Source organism: Methanocella conradii HZ254 (genome assembly GCF_000251105.1).
In the GTDB taxonomy this organism is placed as follows: domain Archaea; phylum Halobacteriota; class Methanocellia; order Methanocellales; family Methanocellaceae; genus Methanocella; species Methanocella conradii.
In genome coordinates this window covers 2,296,313-2,311,790 of record NC_017034.1, presented here as the reverse complement: position 1 = coordinate 2,311,790, position 15,478 = coordinate 2,296,313, and the positions used below count along the sequence as shown (strand labels likewise).

The window sequence follows — 15,478 nt, the reverse complement described above, 5'->3', positions numbered from 1 at the left end:
TAGTTATTGTTCGCATATAATAGAACGTTCGTGAATATACGAACAATATGGTATAAGTGAGGACCTATGAAAGCAATAGAAATAACGAAAGGCGTATACTGGGTAGGAGCCATCGATTGGAACATCCGTGACTATCACGGATACACGCTGCCGGGCACCACATACAACGCATACCTGGTCGTTGGCGACAAGATCGCCCTGATCGATAGCGCATACCCGGGATTCGACAACCAGATACTAGAGCGTATCAGGTCGGTCGTCGATCCGAAGAAGATCGATTATCTGATAGCTAACCACGTGGAAAAAGACCACTCCGGCACCTTGCCCGCCCTGACGAAGCTGTTACCCGGAGCGCCGGTGTATTGCACCGCCAACGCCAGGCAGGGCTTCTCGAAGCATTATGATACCACGGACTGGAACTTCAGGATAGTTAAGAGCGGAGACACGTTGAGCCTGGGCAGGGACAGGACGCTCACGTTCCTGGAAGCGCCACTGCTGCACTGGCCCGACAGCATGTTCACGTACCTGGTGGAGGAGAAGATTCTCTTCCCCAACGACGCCTTCGGCCAGCACATCGCATCCTCGCAGCGCTTCGACGATCAGCTAGGCAAAGAGGAGACGCTGAGGCACGCCCAGAAGTTCTTCGCCAATTTAATAATCCCCCTGGCGCCCCGCGTGCTCAAGAAGCTTGAAGAGGCGGGAAGGCTTGGCATCGATATCAAGATGATCGCCCCGAGCCATGGCGTCATATGGCGCTCCTACGCTGCGGATATCGTTAACGCTTATGTGAACTGGTGCAACGGGGTTTCGAAAGACAAGGTGACGATAGTATACGACTCGATGCACGGCTCCACAGACGCTATGGCCAAAGCCTTCGCGGAGGGCATCATGGAGGAGGGCGTAGAGGTCAAGGTCTATGTGCTCAAGGACGGCAAGGCAGAGGGCACGCACCGCAGCAATATCGTGCCGGACATGCTGGACTCCAGGGCCGTTTTGATTGGGTCGCCCACCCTGCAAAACCAGATGTACCCGACCGTGGCCGACTTTTTAAGCTACCTAAAAGGCCTTGAGCCAGGGAAACTAGCCAAGAAAAAGATCGGGTTCGCCTTCGGCTCTCACGGCGGCAAGGGTGGCGCAATAAAGCTCGTGGCGGCTGACATGAGGGCGGCTGGAATAGACGTCATCAACGAGGGATTCGAGGTATATTACAGGCCTGACGAAAAAGAGCTGCAACGCTGTGCCGAAATGGGCCGGGAACTGGCAAGGAGGGTGAAATCCCTCTGACCAGCCCCTTCAGGGAGAAGGATTTAAACCATGCGATGAGATAAATAATAATCGATAGGTGTCGCTTATGAAACAAACGATAGAGAATCTTACAAAAGCCTTCATCGGCGAAAGCATGGCCCGCAACAGGTATACTTTTTATGCGAGCACCGCCCGCAAGGAGGGCTATGAGCAGATCGCCGAGGTCTTCGAGATCACGGCGATGAACGAGAACGAGCACGCCGAGTGGCTGCTCAAGATGATAGGCCAGCTAAAGGCTAAGGCCACTGAAAAATACGATGAGGTGCGCGTCGAGGCGGCCGCCCCCACTGTCTGGGGGACCACGCTGGAGAACCTGAAGGCGGCCGTCGCTGGCGAGACCTACGAGTTCACGACTATGTACCCCGAGTTTGCAAAGGTGGCCAGGGCCGAGGGCTATAAGGATGTCGCTGGCCGCCTCGAGTCTATTGCCATGGCGGAGAGGCATCATGGCCAGAGGTTTACTAAGCTGCTCGCCGAGGTGGAGGCGGGCACCGTGTTCAAGAAGAAGGAGCCTGTCTGGTGGTATTGCAGGAAGTGCGGCTACATGCACTTCGGCACCGAGCCGCCGGCGAAGTGCCCGTCCTGCGACCACGAGCGCTCATACTACCAGGTCATGTGCGAGACATTTTAGGGCGATATCATGGCTCAGCTATACTCAATATATAAATGCAGCATCTGCGGCAACATAATCGAGGTCGTCCACGCCGGTGGCGGGGTAAACCTGATATGCTGCGGGCAGCCCATGTCTCTGCAAAAGGAGAACACGGTGGACGCCAGCAAGGAAAAGCACGTGCCCGTCGTCGAAAAGTCCGCGGCGGGCATCAGGGTTAAGGTCGGTGTGGTCCCGCACCCCATGGAGGAGAAGCACTACATCGAATGGATAGAGGCCATCTCAGAGGGTCGTTCCTGTAGAAGGCTTTTAAAGCCCGGGGAAAAGCCCGAGGCGGAGTTCGATGCCAGGGGAGATGCAGTGGCCGTGAGGGCCTACTGTAACCTCCACGGGCTCTGGAAGTCTTAAGCTTTTATAATAAAAACGCTTATATTTTCTTTTAGTGTGATATCATGGTCAGGCTTATCAACGATGCCGAAGCCAGGCGGCTGCTACCCATGAGGGATGCGATTGGCGCGGTTGAGCGCGCCTTTGCGGAGTACGCCGAGGGCAGGACGAGGATGCCCGGAAAAATATATCTGGACATCGAGGGCTATGGCGACTTCAGGGCCATGCCCGCCTACGTGCCCTCCGTTAATAAGGCAGGGGTCAAGTGGGTCAACGTCCATCCTGATAATCCCTCGAAGGGCCTGCCCACCGTCATGGCCACCCTTTTATTGAACGACCCAATGACCGGAAAGCTTATTTGTATTATTAACGCTGGCGGCCTGACAGACCTGAGGACCGGGGCGGCGGGGGGCGTCGCCGCAAAGTACCTGGCCAGGAAGGACTCATCGGTCATAGGCGTCATAGGGAGCGGCCACCAGGCGTGGACCCAGATGCTCGCCTACAGGGAGGTGTTTGGCTCCCGCGTTAAGCTTGTAAAGGTGTACAGCCGCCACATGGAGCACGCCGACGCCTTCGCGGGGAGGGTGAGGGCAGAGCTGGGCTACGATGCCCGCGCGTACAAGACTGCGGAAGAAGTGGCCGACGCGGATATAGTCGCCACCGTCACCCCTGCGAGGCGGCCGGTGCTGATAGCCGACTGGGTGAAGCCTGGCACGCACATCAACGCCATAGGGGCTGACGCCCCGGGCAAGCAGGAACTCGAGTCCGCCCTTACCATTAAGGCCCGAGTATTCGTGGACTCAATCGAGCAGGCCTCACATAGCGGCGAGATAAACGTTCCCTGGAGGCAGGGCCTAATTAATGAAAAAAAGCTTGCTGGCACCATAGGCGAGGTCATCATCGGCCGGGTGCCTGGCCGCACGAGCGACGATGAGATCACGATATTCGACTCGACCGGCCTGGGCATCCAGGACGTCGCCGTGGGCCACGTAGTCTACGAGAAGGCCCTTAAAGAAAACGTGGGGATCGAGTTTAGCCTCTAGCTTCCTGCGCCATTGCTTCGCGCCGACGATAGACAGCGGGTGAGGCCACACTTACCGTCGCTAGAGCAGGTACTCGAGGGATGGTGGCCGGCCACTAAAAACTTTTTATCCCTGCTGGCAGACCTATGATGGCGCATGTTAATAGACACCCATGTCCACACTAACTATAGCGATGGCCTGTACGCGGCTGAGCAGGTGGTAGTCACAGCCTCGTCGGGCGGCATAGGCCTGCTGAGCATAACCGACCACGACTGCGTTGACGCCTATCCCGACGCGGCGAGGCTTGCAGAAGGCATGGGCATCAAAATGGTCCACGGCGTCGAGATGACCACGAAGTACGAGCAGGGCTTTAGCTGCGTCCACGTCGTAGGGCTGGGCATCGACATAAATAGCGACGTGAGGCGGGTGCTGCGCAGGGTTGCAGACGCCAGGGACGACTCGGATAGGCGCTTCCTGGAGAACCTGAATAGGCACTTTGAGGCTAAGTACCCGGGCTGGGAGCCGACGGTCGGGATAAAGCCAAGCGTCTTTCAAAGCATGATGGCGAACGCCAGGAGGCAGGGCATAATGATCAGCGAAAAGGAGCTTATGGGCATCTTCATGGATTCGAAATTATGGGTGCCCATCGAGTACGAGGTCACGATGGAGGAGGCCGTATCCTACATAAAGGGGTGGGGAGGCGTGCCCGTGCTGGCGCACCCGTTCGACTTCGGGAATGACACCAGCCTTTTATTAAAGAGGTTTCTGGTGGCGGGCGGAGAGGCCATAGAGCTTTGCAAGTACCGCTATAAGGTGAGGAATGAAAGCCTGGGAGGCCTTTCCATGAGAGAGCTGCTAGATAAGGAGCGCAAGATGAACGAGTGGACGGCCAGGCAGGCCAAAAAGCATGGGCTGAGGCTGACGATGGCGTCCGACTACCACGGGTCCGGGGAGATGGGGATGGACCCGTCAGAGTATGGCGTAGACGTCACATGGCTATATGACCTTTGATACTTTTATCTTATCAAAGACGATAATATAAATGAGGAGATTCTTATGGATAAAGTTACTATGGGCCCAAAGACGCTCATGTACCCCATGCCCACCGTACTCGTGGGGGCGAGCGTTGGAGGCAAACCTAACTACATGGCGGCTGCATGGTGTAGCATAGCGTGTATGGCTCCGCCCATGGTGGCGGTCGCCATCAATAAGGCAAGGCATACGCTCAAGGGAATAAACGAGAATAAGACGTTCAGCATAAACGTTCCCTCGACGAGGCAGGTCGTGGAGGCAGATTACTGTGGCATCACCACCGGTGCGAGGGTTGATAAGTCCAGGGTTTTCGAGAGCTTCTACGGTAAGCTGAAGACAGCACCGATGATTAAGGAGTGCCCTGTCAATCTAGAGTGTAAGCTTTTTAACACGATGGACTGCGGAAGCCATGTCCTTGTCGTTGGCGAGATCGTGGAAACGTATGTGGCGCAGGAAGCCGTAGCTGGCGATTCGCCCGACATCAAGAAGGTCGACCCCCTCATATATTCGGATGGCAAATATTATAGGGTTGGCGAGCGCCTGGCCGACGCTTTCTCGGCGGGTAAGGCGTATAAGAAGAGCCGCTAGACGATCATCGTGGGATGAGCATCCTGAGGTATCCCAGATATGGGAGCTTAAACCGTGCTATGCCCAGTATCCACTCCTTTTTCACGGGCTCCCCGTAACATATGGAGGGCGCCATCTGGTCGTAGATCCCGTGATTATTATCGCCCAGCGTGATGTAGCCAGAGTGGGGCGCGGGAGGCCCCCCACTCCACATGGGCTGGCCCTCTTCCACCCATCGCATAGCCCGGTGGATTACGTACTCTCTGGAGGTGTCGCCATAGGGCACGTATACGATGACATCTCCATAATTATTATACATCTTATAGCCCGTGAGCATGGAGTTCTCATAGGTCTGGATGTCCCCCCTGTTAAGGCCCTGAATGAAGACCAGGTCCCCGTTCTCCATGTTTGGGTACATGCTTATTCCGTTAACGCTCACCATCGGGGGCCATGTGCCGGCATACAGATAAAGCGCTAGAGATATGGCCGCCACTATTGCGAGCGAGAAGGCGATGTCCTGTAAAAAGCCATAAAATTCCGGGTGCCTTGCCTCGAAATTTTTTATGAAGTCGGGGGTCTTCACCATGATGCACGCTTCCTTGAGCGGATACCTGTAGAAGAGTCCCTCCCATTCTATTAATATTTTTTCGCAGTCATCAGAAAAGTTTTCTCGATATTTTAATGAGGTCTTCCCATGATTCGCCCATCGTGATACGAGTTAATCACTGTGCGCCAGGGCCGATGTTAATATTTTTATATAAATAAGTAGTAAGTGTTATATGATATTTATGGCAAATAAAATGAGTACCAGCAAGAAGGTACATATTGGCGGCACCATAGACAGAGACGTCGCCGAGTGGCTCATGAAGACGAGGGGCGAGGAAAAATTCTCCACCCACCTGAATAACATTTTGAGGAGCGCGATGGAAAGCGGCATGCAGAGGGAGATTACTTCCCTGTCGCAGTTCAAGAGCGCCGTGGAGGCGCTGCGTCAGAGGGTGATGGCCCTTCAGGACCGCGTGGAAAGCCTTGAAGCCAGCGTACAGGTGAGGCCGGCGAGGAAAGGGAGGCCAAAAAAGGCCCGTATAGTGCCCGAGGCGCTGGGGCCTGAGGGCTACGACGTCCACGCCGACATAGACTGGTACCTTGCCCATGACAGGTACCATAAGGTTAAGCCCGAGGTCATCGAGAAGGCGTTCGAGATGGTCTCAAGGGCGTTCGATAAGGGCGAAAACGTGACCGTCGGAGCCTTAAAGGAGGGCTATAATGCCGAGGAGATAGGCGTCCCATACCCCACTTTCAAGCTGTTCTATTTCCCGCTGATAAGGGACCGCATGCTCATGAAAGGCCTCATCGAGAAGGTGGAGCACGCCGGCAAAAAGGGCGTTTACCGTAAGCGCCAGCCAGCAGCCTAGCTATTCTGGCCCTTCGCCGGCGGCCTCGGCCTCCTTCGAAAAGTCTATAAGGAGCTCGCCCAGCTCCTTAGCGTAGCGTGGGTTTAGCTTGAACCTGCCTATCTTGCGCTCGTTCCTTACCTTAGCTATCTCTATGAAGGACTTGCCGTACTTATCCACGTCCATGCGGATGGTCATCTTCCACCCTCCGCCCATGTTTATCTCTCTATCTTCTACCAGGAGAAGGCCTCCATTGCTTCAAAGCTAAGATTCCTCTCATCGATATAACTTTTTCTTAAAAATCCCGTTAAAATGCTAATTATATATACTTCGAGCTTGTCTTTATGGACGATCATGATTTTCGAGAGGATACGCACAGTGCCGACCGCGGACGAGCTGCTGGACAAGGCATACTCGAGGGCTGCCAGGGCGGGCAGGGGGAAGATAAAGGAGGTCACCAACAGGAGGGAGCTGGAGGAGTCCATGCTCCTGACCGCGGGCAATATCATCGCGGATAACTTGAGAAACGTCGCCAGCGATTGGCCCAGCCTGGATAAGATGAGCGATTTTTATAGGGACGTGACCAACATACTCGTGGGCGTCGACCGGCTGAAGATGTCGCTGGCCTCGCTCAACTGGGCAGCCTCGAAGGTAAAGGAGCTATCGAGGAAGTACGTGGGCATCATGCGAAAGAGCGAGGACCCTGTTGCCGTCAGGAAGCAGGCATACGGCAGGATATCCTCTATAGTTTATGACGTGGACGATGATTTGAGGTTTCTTAACGACGCCCGCAACAAGCTCAAGGATTTGCCTGATATAAAGGAAGAGCCAACGATAGTCGTGGCTGGCTATCCAAACGTGGGCAAGTCTAGCTTCGTCGCGGACACCACGGGAGCAAGGCCCGAGATAGCGCAGTATCCTTTCACCACGAAGAAGATAACCATAGGCCATTTCGTGTATAAGCGAAGGCGCTACCAGGTCATCGACACCCCGGGCCTTCTCGACCGCCCCCTGAAGGAGCGTAATGATATAGAGCGCCAGGCCATAGCCGCCCTGATGCACGTGGGCGACGTCGTTCTATTCATACTGGACCCGAGCGAGACGTGTGGGTACAGCCTTGAAGAGCAGCACAACCTTTTAAACGAGGTGAAGCGGTTCGTGAAGATGCCGGTTCTCGTGGCTGCCAACAAGGTGGATGTGGGCTGTCAGCCCGTGGAGGCTGACGTGTATATGTCCACGCTCACGGGCGAGGGCGTCATGGAGGCCAGGAACAGGCTCGTGGAGATGATAGAGGCAAAGGAGGCTGAAGTGAGCCTCCCGCCCTCCAGAAAGAAGAGATGATGCCGAGGCACCGCTGGGCCATGATGACTCCCTAGAATGGCCTGACGCCGGCCGCCAGGCAGCCGAGCAGGAACCCTACGATGGATCCGGTGCAGAGGAATGGCAGCCCTGCCTGGGGTTTTTTCAGTTTCACCACGACATACATTAGCGCGAAGTAGCTGACTAGCGTGCCGGCCACTGATCCAAGGGCTGGGACGTTGATGAAGCCCAGGAGCCTGGGCACGTCGAGGAATGCGTTGGCCGAGACGGCGAGCATGGTGGGCATGACCGCGTCGCCCAGGCCCATGAAGTACGCCTCCTTCTCCCCTTCCTTTTGCATGCCCCCGGCCCTCGCGAAGGAATAGCCCCATCGTCTGGGCATGACGAACATGATGGGTATCTTCAGGTCCATGACGCCCTCTGCGAGCCTTATCATGTGCTTCGTCCGATACACTGCGATATAGTCGTAAACCGCCAGGAGCGCCAGCAGTATTAGCGTTGGCATGATCGCCAGCGATACGCCGAAAAGTGCGCTCGCCCCTGCCGCGACGAGCACGCCAACAACATCGACGACGTACCACTCAGGATAAAAAACTATGAGGGCGGCGAGCAGGATTGAGGCGAGTCCGGACACGGCGGTTACTACTACTAAGTCTGCCGACGGAGCGACCAGCACGGCGATGCCAAAAAAGACGTATGTGAGGGTGGAGAGTATGGCTACCCCCATGATTGCCTGCATGAGCCACCTCACTTTATACTTTATGATGACAAGCATGACCACCGTGAAAAGCAGTAGGAAGACGACGTAATAGATAGGATTCCATACGCTCTCTGGGTTTCCGAAGGCCCTGAGGTCGTATCCGACCAGGGGCGGGACGAGGAGGAGCGAGATGACCTGGACAAGCAAAAGAAATAAGGCGATGCCTCCTATTACGACGAGTTCGCCGATTTTAAACTTCATTTAGACCACGCTCTCCCCCTATGGAACACACGGTAAATAAATGTATGTTTTGATGTGCTGTAGAATATAAGCTAAAAACAATGGTCGGGTAGATGGTTCTGTTATTGGAGGCTATTCGGCCTCTAAAAATAGAAGATGTGATGTCAAACTATCCGACCTGTGAAAAAAACCCCTCCACATATGTTTTTCCAAGACATGTAATACTAAAATATAAATTAACAGAATATATAATGTCGATTATGTCTGTGGCCATTCCCACGTTCTTCCAAAACCCCAGCAGGGCAAGCCTGAACTACTTCGTGCTGATGCTTCTCCGCACGACGCCCAAGCACGGGTACATGCTCATGCAGGACATAGAGCGCCACACCCAAGGCCACTGGAAGCCATCCCACTCAGCCATCTACAAGCTTCTAAACAGCCTTGAGGAAAATGGCTACATCACCTCATGGGAAGAGAAGGACGGGGAGAGGGCAAGACGCGTATACAAAATAGCCGAAAAAGGAGTAGCGCTCCTGGAAGAGAGCGAGAGGGATTTCGAGTCGTTCATAAACGCCTTCATATCATCTTTGCTGGAAGCAGAAAGAGTGAACCCCGACCATCTGACGATTCTGCTCACGAAGAAGGGGAAGGCGCTTATGAACAACCTCGATCCCGACCAGAAGCTTAAGGCCCTGGCCAAGCTGAAGGCGTTCGTTGACGCCGAGCAAGCCCGCATTAATAGGGAGTATGAAGAGGCGATGAAAAGCGTAGGCGGGGCAGGCACCCTGAGGCCTCAGGCCTAGCCTTTTCTCATCAAGGTTAAATATGCCGTGTTTCCAATATTATCATGATGAAGCTATGCTTATTAGGCCCTGAGGGCACGTTCTCGGAAATGGCCGCCAGGAAGTGGTCGCGAGACGCTGATCTAATATTTATGGACGACATGGAGTCGGTGGCTATAGCCGTAGAAGAAGGCGCCTGCGACGAGGGCATCCTGCCCATCGAGAACTCGCTGGAAGGCCCGGTAGGGGCGGTCATGGGCCTCCTGCTTGACATTAGCTCGCCCATCATTGGCGAGGTGATACTTCCTATAAAGCAGTGCCTCATGTCCAGGGGGTCTTTAGAGAATATCAGGATAATAGTATCCCATCCTCAAGCCCTCGGCCAGTGCCGCCACTACATACATGAGCACTTCCCCGGAGCTGAGGTCAGGACGACCGGCAGCACTTCCCATGCGGCACGGCTGGCCCAGGAGTTCCCGGAGATGGCCGCCATAGGCTGCTCCGAGTCCGCCCAAAAATACGGGCTTAAAGTCTTGAAGGAGGGCATCCAGGACCACCCTAATAATTATACGAGGTTCATAGTCCTGGGCAGGAAGGAGGCCGCGCCCACGGGCCACGATAAAACCTCCCTCGCAGTCTATCTCGACAGGGACCGGCCTGGAGCTTTATACGACTTTTTAGGAGAGTTCGCCCACCGCCAGATCAACATGACAAGGATTGAGTCCCGTCCATCAAAAAAATTGCTGGGCGACTATTGGTTTTTTATCGACGTGGAAGGCCATAGGGACGACGCCCTTTTAAGGGAAGCTATATCTGCCTTGAAGGATAAATGCACTACGCTCAAGGTGCTGGGCTCATATCCAAGGGCAGATATCGCATGATAGGCGAGATCGTCGTATTCATCCTGACGTATTTTTTGATAATGGTGAGGCCGTGGAAGCTGAACGAGGCCACAGGGGCATTGTTGGGGGCCGTGTTAATGTCCCTCTTCCTGCAGCCACACCACATCCTGGAGGCCCTGGGGTTCTCAACCGAGTATGGCACCCCCCTTGTGACCACCTGGAATGTCGTCCTCATGCTCATAGAATTAATGGTCATAAGCACGTTCCTCGACGATTACGGGTTCTTCGAGTATTGCGCGGTCAAGGCCATGCACCTGGCTGGAGGGGATAAGAAAAAGCTGTTCACCTATACATATGCAGTGACGTGCTTCATAACGGCGTTCACCTCTAATGATATAGCCATCCTCACCCTCACGCCCATCATCCTGAAGTTCTGCCGGAGGGCGGGGCTTGACGCGAAGCCTTTCATGTACTCTTTCTTCTTCGCCGCGAACATCGCCTCAATGTTCCTATACATAGGCAACCTGACCAACATACTTATAGGGGACGCCTTCAAGCTCGGGTACTTCGACTTTACCGTGTACATGTTCCTGCCCACGATGGCGGCCATTATCGTGAACTTCGTCATCTTTTATTACATGTTTAAGGATGAGGTAAGGGGCACCTATCCGATGTCGTGCGATGTAAACGCCAGGGAGCTAATCAAGGATAGGCCGATGGTGGCGGTTGGGCTTGCGGCGCTCGTCCTCGTCCTTATCGGGTGTGGCTTTGCAAACTGGCTCACCCTTCCCCTTTCAGTGGTTACCACAATAGGGGCCCTTGCCATCTACATTGCGGAGAGAAAGCCGGTCATGAGGACGAGGCGCATATCATGGAGGGTGGTCGTTTTCGTGTTATCCCTCTTTATAGTTGTGAAGGGGCTTGAGGTGAGCGGCGTGAACGCCATCGTCGGCGGCGTCATCCTATCTATTGTGGGCCAGAACCCGGTTTATACCACTTTCTTCATATCCATGGCTTCGGCCTTCCTGTGTAACGTCGTGAATAACATCCCCATGACCGCCATGATGGTGCCGATCACTTCGGGCATTGCGGCCACCCCGGAGATGGCGCTGGCAATGGCGTACTCGCTGGTGATAGGCAGCAACCTGGGTGCTAATATCACCATCACTGGTGCCTTAGCAGGCATACTCTGGCTGGAGTGCGCTAAGGCTGAGAAATGGAGTACTGGTGTGTCTGAGTTCATTAAGACGGGCCTTATCGTGACGCCCGTGGTTATCTTCTCCTCTGCTATGGTGCTCGCCCTCGAACTCTGCATCTAAACAACAAAGGATACATTGGGTATTCACCACAGAGGCCACAAAGGCCACAAAGAGAATATTAACCACGGAGGTTCACAGAGGCCACAGAGGCTTTTATTACTAAAGGGGGGCTAGTCGCCCCCTGAGAGACCCTCTTTCTATCTATTATAAATGAGATTCTTTTTATTTATTGTGTGTCTTCCATTTATCTTCCATTTATTATACTAAATAATGGTATATCAAATGATTGAGCTGTTAAAGGGGGTCTCCGAGGGGGGCGACTAGCCCCCCTTTAGGAAACAAAAATCCTCTGTGTCCAGTAGTTACGATGGTGTGTTGGTGGTTGTGTTTTAGGGGGTTGTGGTGGTTTAGGAAGCTAAGGGCTATTAGCTTTTGGGCTGCTTGTTTAGGTTATGAAACTAGTAGCATCATCCAGGCTAATAGCCCCTGAAGGGGTGTTTTGTTCGAAGAGTTTAAAACCTTTATCCAGGAAGTTCTCCAAACTGTTTCATTTGAGTATAAGGGATGGGTAAAAGACTGTTATACCTGGTCGGGTGTTCGTTGGATTGTACGAGTATCGAGGATTTTTTGTGCCATAAGGCTATGAGCCCTGACGTGGCGCTTAAACTCGGACGGATACCCAGGGTGAGGTGGTTGAAAAGTGTAACGTGTTGCTCGCCTTGTCCGCCCGGATAGCCTTGAAGACCTGCTCGTAGAATCATGACCTGAGTATTGATTTCCACGATGTGGCTTACAATGGTCGGAAGAACATGTACACGGTGAACGTGTTGAAAGGGGATAAGATGAAGAGGTGTCTCAGGTACGGGGTTTGTGGCCTGACCGGGCGGGGTAGCTTCCTCGCCCTCGCCATCCAGCCCTACGAGCAAGGGGCTACCAACGCTATCATGGTAGAAAAACTCTTGGAGAGACTGCCCTGCTCTCCAGGATTGGTGCTCATGGACCGTTATTTCTGCAGTGTGGACGTTTACAACGTTATAGAAGCTAGGGGCATGAACTTTTTAACCCCCTACAAGTTGAATAGTAGAACAGACGAACTGTACAAGGAGTCAGTCCTCGACGGTGTAATGGTTAAGGATTATTTGATGAAGAGTGGGACTGGGGGAGACCTGGTGGTGAAGATGCACTTCCAGTACGACCCATGCAACGAGTACTATGCCTATGTGAGCAACATCGAAGACGTCATGGTAAAAGTCCACTACCCCTACCGGTGGAACATCGAGAATTGTCTCGCTAAGAACATGGTGGACGCGGTTACGAGCAGCACCAGCATGGCCTACCGGCTCTTATTAGAGACTATCAGCCTTATACTCGCCAACCTTTGGAAACTCCTCGTAAAAACAATGCCCGTGTACATGACCATGAAAGCTTTTAAAAGAATGCTAGGACACATCCTAGTCCTGGAAGATGAGACGTGGGAGAACAAGGAGAAAGAACGTGGCTAGTAACAACCAGTTAGACGATAAAACCACACACACTCCCAGCGAACGCTATCGACCTAACCAGAAAACAAAAGCAGACCAAACCATAACACTCCTTTTACAAACACCACCACGACCACCACTAAAATACACACAAAAAAGAAAAAACCCAAACCATCACCCAACAACCCACTAGAAAACATCGTAACTACTGGTGTCCTTTGTGGTGAATGTTCTCTTTGTGTCCTTTGTGTCCTTTGTGGCCTCTGTGGTGAATGTTCTCTGTATACCCTCTGTGGTTAATATTAAAGCCTCTGTGGCCTCTGTGAACCTCCGTGGTTAATATTCTCTTTGTGTCCTTTGTGGCCTCTGTGGTGAATGTTCTCTGTATACCCTCTGTGGTTAATATTAAAGCCTCTGTGTCCTCTATGGTTATTACCCGATGCGTCCTCTGTGGTTAGTAAACCAAAACACTATTATATTTTACAGCCACTAACTACCATGGCTTGTGTAATAATGGCAATACTCGAATTGACGGCCTTCGGGATAATAGGCAGCATCCTGCTATCGTTCGCTTTCCTCCCCCAGTGCTACCGCATGCTGAGCACGAAAAGCGCACGGGACATCTCCGCCTATTACGTATTAATCCTCATAGCGGGGTCTTTCTGCCTCACCGTATACGGCTACGGCATCAGGGACCCTATAGTGTTCATATTAAACCTTTATGCCACGATGACAAACTCGGAGCTATTATTACTTAAGCTCTACTATGATAGTAAAAATAGGTAATTGGTACCCGATGGTGGGTACCAGATTGCTTACTGTATCCTGCTCTTGATGGCTACCTGCTCCTTCTTAGACATCGACTTCACGTTCACGTCGCCGCCCGAGCCGTCGAGCAGGATGCGCGACATAAGGTCCGACTCGACATCTGATATCATCGGTATGCCGGTGACCCTCGCAGCCCTCTCGGAGATGGACGCGATATCGTTTCTCGATATGCACTCGAGCTTGAACTTGCGGCAGCCAGCCATCAGCTGCTGGAGGCCGACGGCGATGCGGTCATGCCAGTAGGTGTACAGGCCTATGGCTCCAACCGGTATCTTCTTGACGTCGTCGCCGTACTTCTTTTCCAGATCGCTGTAGGCTATCATGAACTTGGTGGGGTCAGACGTGTAGGCCTTGGCGAAGCCCGCGGGGAGGTCGTTCTTCTTCGCCAGCTCGTTAAAGTAGGTCGACTTCATGACGGCCGTTATCGGCGCCCTGGCCATCGCTATCGCCTTGACGGTTGGGCCGGTGCCCAGGTCGGACATGGCCATCGACTTGAATATCTGGGTCTCGTTCACGAAGCCGCCCGCGAATGCGATATCGGGCACATACATGCCGTTCTCTTTCATGATCCTGACGCAATTCATCACCTGCGCCTCCAGATAAACGGTAGGCGTGGAGCAATCGTTCATCATCGGGACAGGGCTCATGCCAGTGCCGCCGCCCGCGCCGTCGATGGTTAGCAGGTCGACGTGGGCCGCAGAAGCGCACTTGAGGGTGAAAGCCGTTGCCGCGGGCCTGTACGCTCCTGTCTTCAGGAATACTTTCTTAGCGCCCTGGTCGCGCAGCCACTCTACGTCCTCGACGAACCCCTCGAACTGGGGGAAGCCCACCCTCGAGTGCCTCTCGAAGGTCTTGAAAGCGCCGTCCTTAAAGGCCTTCTGGACAGCGGGGTCCTCCGGATCGGGAATGACTACATAGCCTCTCTTCTTAAGCTCGATGGCCTTCTTGAGGTCGTATATCCTCACCTCGCCGCCGATCGCCTTGGCGCCCTGGCCCCATTTCCTCTCGATTACGTTGACCTCCAGCCTGGAGAGGGCGTACACGTCAGTTCCTAGCCTCTGGTCCTCTACGTTCGTCTGCACGACTATGTCGCCATGCTTGCCGTCCCAGAACTCCCGGTACTTTTTGACGCGGTAGTCCAGGTCTGGCGACTTGGTTACCTTGCCGTTCGTTATGACGGCGTCCATGTCCATGCCGCACACGTTTTCCCCGATGACCTGCATCGAGCCGGAGATGGCCGCTCCGACCGCCAGGCCGTCCCAGTAGTTTTTCGCCACCGCAGTTGAGCCAAGGCCCGCCGTGAACACCGGGACTTCCAATGGCACGCCGCCTGCTTTCGTCCTTATATCCACTGCAGGGAAGGTTGCCTTATCCGGATCGGGCTCGATGCCCCGGGCTCCCATCACATCAGTCAATATCTGGAAGTCGGACCAGTCAAGGCCATAATCCTTGTTTGAAGATGCCGTGGAGTGCCCGAACGCCTCTGTGTCAGGATATAGTACCTCTCGACCTCTTAGGGCAGACTTGCCCACCTCGCATAATATCTTACAGTCTTTGATACAGATAGGGCACATGCCGCTCGTCGGGTTGACGTCTTTCTTGCGGACGGCCGTGTCCGTAGTTGACCTGGAATTGGCGTACACATCGCTCATAATAGTTTCACCGCCAGTAGGCTACTCTCTTCTTGCACATAAAGATTTCCGTGAAGT

Annotated in this window: 17 protein-coding genes; 13 read left to right on the top strand and 4 right to left on the bottom strand. The window is 53.7% G+C overall.

Going from position 1 to position 15,478, the window contains the following annotated elements; translation table 11 throughout:
* Positions 1-66 precede the first annotated feature (66 nt).
* The 6 genes from MTC_RS12140 to MTC_RS12115 all read left to right on the top strand — a co-directional run bounded on the left by MTC_RS12140 (position 67) and on the right by MTC_RS12115 (position 4,944).
* Positions 67-1,284, top strand: a complete 1,218-nt coding sequence (locus MTC_RS12140; protein ID WP_014406993.1) for an FprA family A-type flavoprotein — start codon at positions 67-69, stop codon at positions 1,282-1,284.
* 67 nt (positions 1,285-1,351) lie between these two features.
* The gene (gene rbr / locus MTC_RS12135) at positions 1,352-1,936 is read left to right on the top strand and encodes a rubrerythrin (protein WP_014406992.1); all 585 of its coding nucleotides are present in this window, start codon (positions 1,352-1,354) and stop codon (positions 1,934-1,936) included.
* 9 nt (positions 1,937-1,945) lie between these two features.
* Positions 1,946-2,323, top strand: a complete 378-nt coding sequence (locus MTC_RS12130) for a desulfoferrodoxin (RefSeq protein ID WP_014406991.1) — start codon at positions 1,946-1,948, stop codon at positions 2,321-2,323.
* Positions 2,324-2,367: 44 nt separating this feature from the next.
* Positions 2,368-3,345 carry an alanine dehydrogenase gene (ala, locus tag MTC_RS12125; RefSeq protein WP_014406990.1) on the top strand — a complete coding sequence of 326 codons (978 nt, stop codon included), beginning with the start codon at positions 2,368-2,370 and terminating at the stop codon, positions 3,343-3,345.
* A 135-nt stretch (positions 3,346-3,480) separates the two neighbouring features.
* Positions 3,481-4,335, top strand: a complete 855-nt coding sequence (locus MTC_RS12120) for a PHP domain-containing protein (RefSeq protein ID WP_014406989.1) — start codon at positions 3,481-3,483, stop codon at positions 4,333-4,335.
* A gap of 45 nt (positions 4,336-4,380) precedes the next feature.
* Positions 4,381-4,944, top strand: coding sequence for a flavin reductase family protein (locus MTC_RS12115; RefSeq protein ID WP_014406988.1), 564 nt, complete (start codon positions 4,381-4,383; stop codon positions 4,942-4,944).
* Positions 4,945-4,948: 4 nt separating this feature from the next.
* Here MTC_RS12115 and MTC_RS12110 read toward each other — a convergent pair whose 3' ends face one another.
* Positions 4,949-5,509 (bottom strand): S26 family signal peptidase, encoded by a 561-nt coding sequence (locus MTC_RS12110; protein ID WP_014406987.1) that lies wholly within the window; start codon positions 5,507-5,509, stop codon positions 4,949-4,951.
* A 214-nt stretch (positions 5,510-5,723) separates the two neighbouring features.
* Here MTC_RS12110 and MTC_RS12105 point away from each other — a divergent pair, with 214 nt between their 5' ends.
* Positions 5,724-6,338 carry a hypothetical protein gene (locus tag MTC_RS12105; protein ID WP_237705919.1) on the top strand — a complete coding sequence of 205 codons (615 nt, stop codon included), beginning with the start codon at positions 5,724-5,726 and terminating at the stop codon, positions 6,336-6,338.
* On the opposite strand, the gene MTC_RS12100 is transcribed toward MTC_RS12105, so the two are convergent.
* Positions 6,339-6,533 carry a hypothetical protein gene (locus tag MTC_RS12100; RefSeq protein ID WP_048189414.1) on the bottom strand — a complete coding sequence of 65 codons (195 nt, stop codon included), beginning with the start codon at positions 6,531-6,533 and terminating at the stop codon, positions 6,339-6,341.
* A 138-nt stretch (positions 6,534-6,671) separates the two neighbouring features.
* On the opposite strand from MTC_RS12100, the gene MTC_RS12095 reads away from it, so the two are divergent.
* On the top strand, positions 6,672-7,658 hold the full coding sequence (locus tag MTC_RS12095; protein ID WP_014406984.1) for an NOG1 family protein: 987 nt from the start codon (positions 6,672-6,674) through the stop codon (positions 7,656-7,658).
* Between the two features lie 31 nt (positions 7,659-7,689).
* Here the strand turns inward: MTC_RS12095 and MTC_RS12090 are convergent, their stop codons facing one another.
* A complete protein-coding gene (locus MTC_RS12090) occupies positions 7,690-8,598 on the bottom strand; it encodes a presenilin family intramembrane aspartyl protease PSH (RefSeq protein ID WP_014406983.1) in 909 nt (302 codons plus the stop codon).
* Positions 8,599-8,837: 239 nt separating this feature from the next.
* Here MTC_RS12090 and MTC_RS12085 point away from each other — a divergent pair, with 239 nt between their 5' ends.
* The 5 genes from MTC_RS12085 to MTC_RS12065 all read left to right on the top strand — a co-directional run bounded on the left by MTC_RS12085 (position 8,838) and on the right by MTC_RS12065 (position 13,727).
* Positions 8,838-9,380, top strand: coding sequence for a PadR family transcriptional regulator (locus MTC_RS12085; protein WP_014406982.1), 543 nt, complete (start codon positions 8,838-8,840; stop codon positions 9,378-9,380).
* A gap of 47 nt (positions 9,381-9,427) precedes the next feature.
* Positions 9,428-10,240 (top strand): prephenate dehydratase, encoded by an 813-nt coding sequence (pheA, locus tag MTC_RS12080; RefSeq protein WP_014406981.1) that lies wholly within the window; start codon positions 9,428-9,430, stop codon positions 10,238-10,240.
* Positions 10,237-11,520, top strand: coding sequence for an ArsB/NhaD family transporter (locus MTC_RS12075; protein WP_014406980.1), 1,284 nt, complete (start codon positions 10,237-10,239; stop codon positions 11,518-11,520). Before pheA ends, MTC_RS12075 begins: the two co-directional genes overlap by 4 nt.
* Positions 11,521-12,245: 725 nt before the next feature.
* Positions 12,246-12,962, top strand: coding sequence for a transposase (locus tag MTC_RS12070; protein WP_143767155.1), 717 nt, complete (start codon positions 12,246-12,248; stop codon positions 12,960-12,962).
* Positions 12,963-13,439: 477 nt separating this feature from the next.
* Positions 13,440-13,727, top strand: coding sequence for a SemiSWEET family sugar transporter (locus MTC_RS12065; RefSeq protein ID WP_014406979.1), 288 nt, complete (start codon positions 13,440-13,442; stop codon positions 13,725-13,727).
* Between the two features lie 29 nt (positions 13,728-13,756).
* Here the strand turns inward: MTC_RS12065 and MTC_RS12060 are convergent, their stop codons facing one another.
* A complete protein-coding gene (locus tag MTC_RS12060) occupies positions 13,757-15,421 on the bottom strand; it encodes a glutamate synthase-related protein (protein WP_014406978.1) in 1,665 nt (554 codons plus the stop codon).
* Between the last annotated feature and the right edge of the window lie 57 nt (positions 15,422-15,478).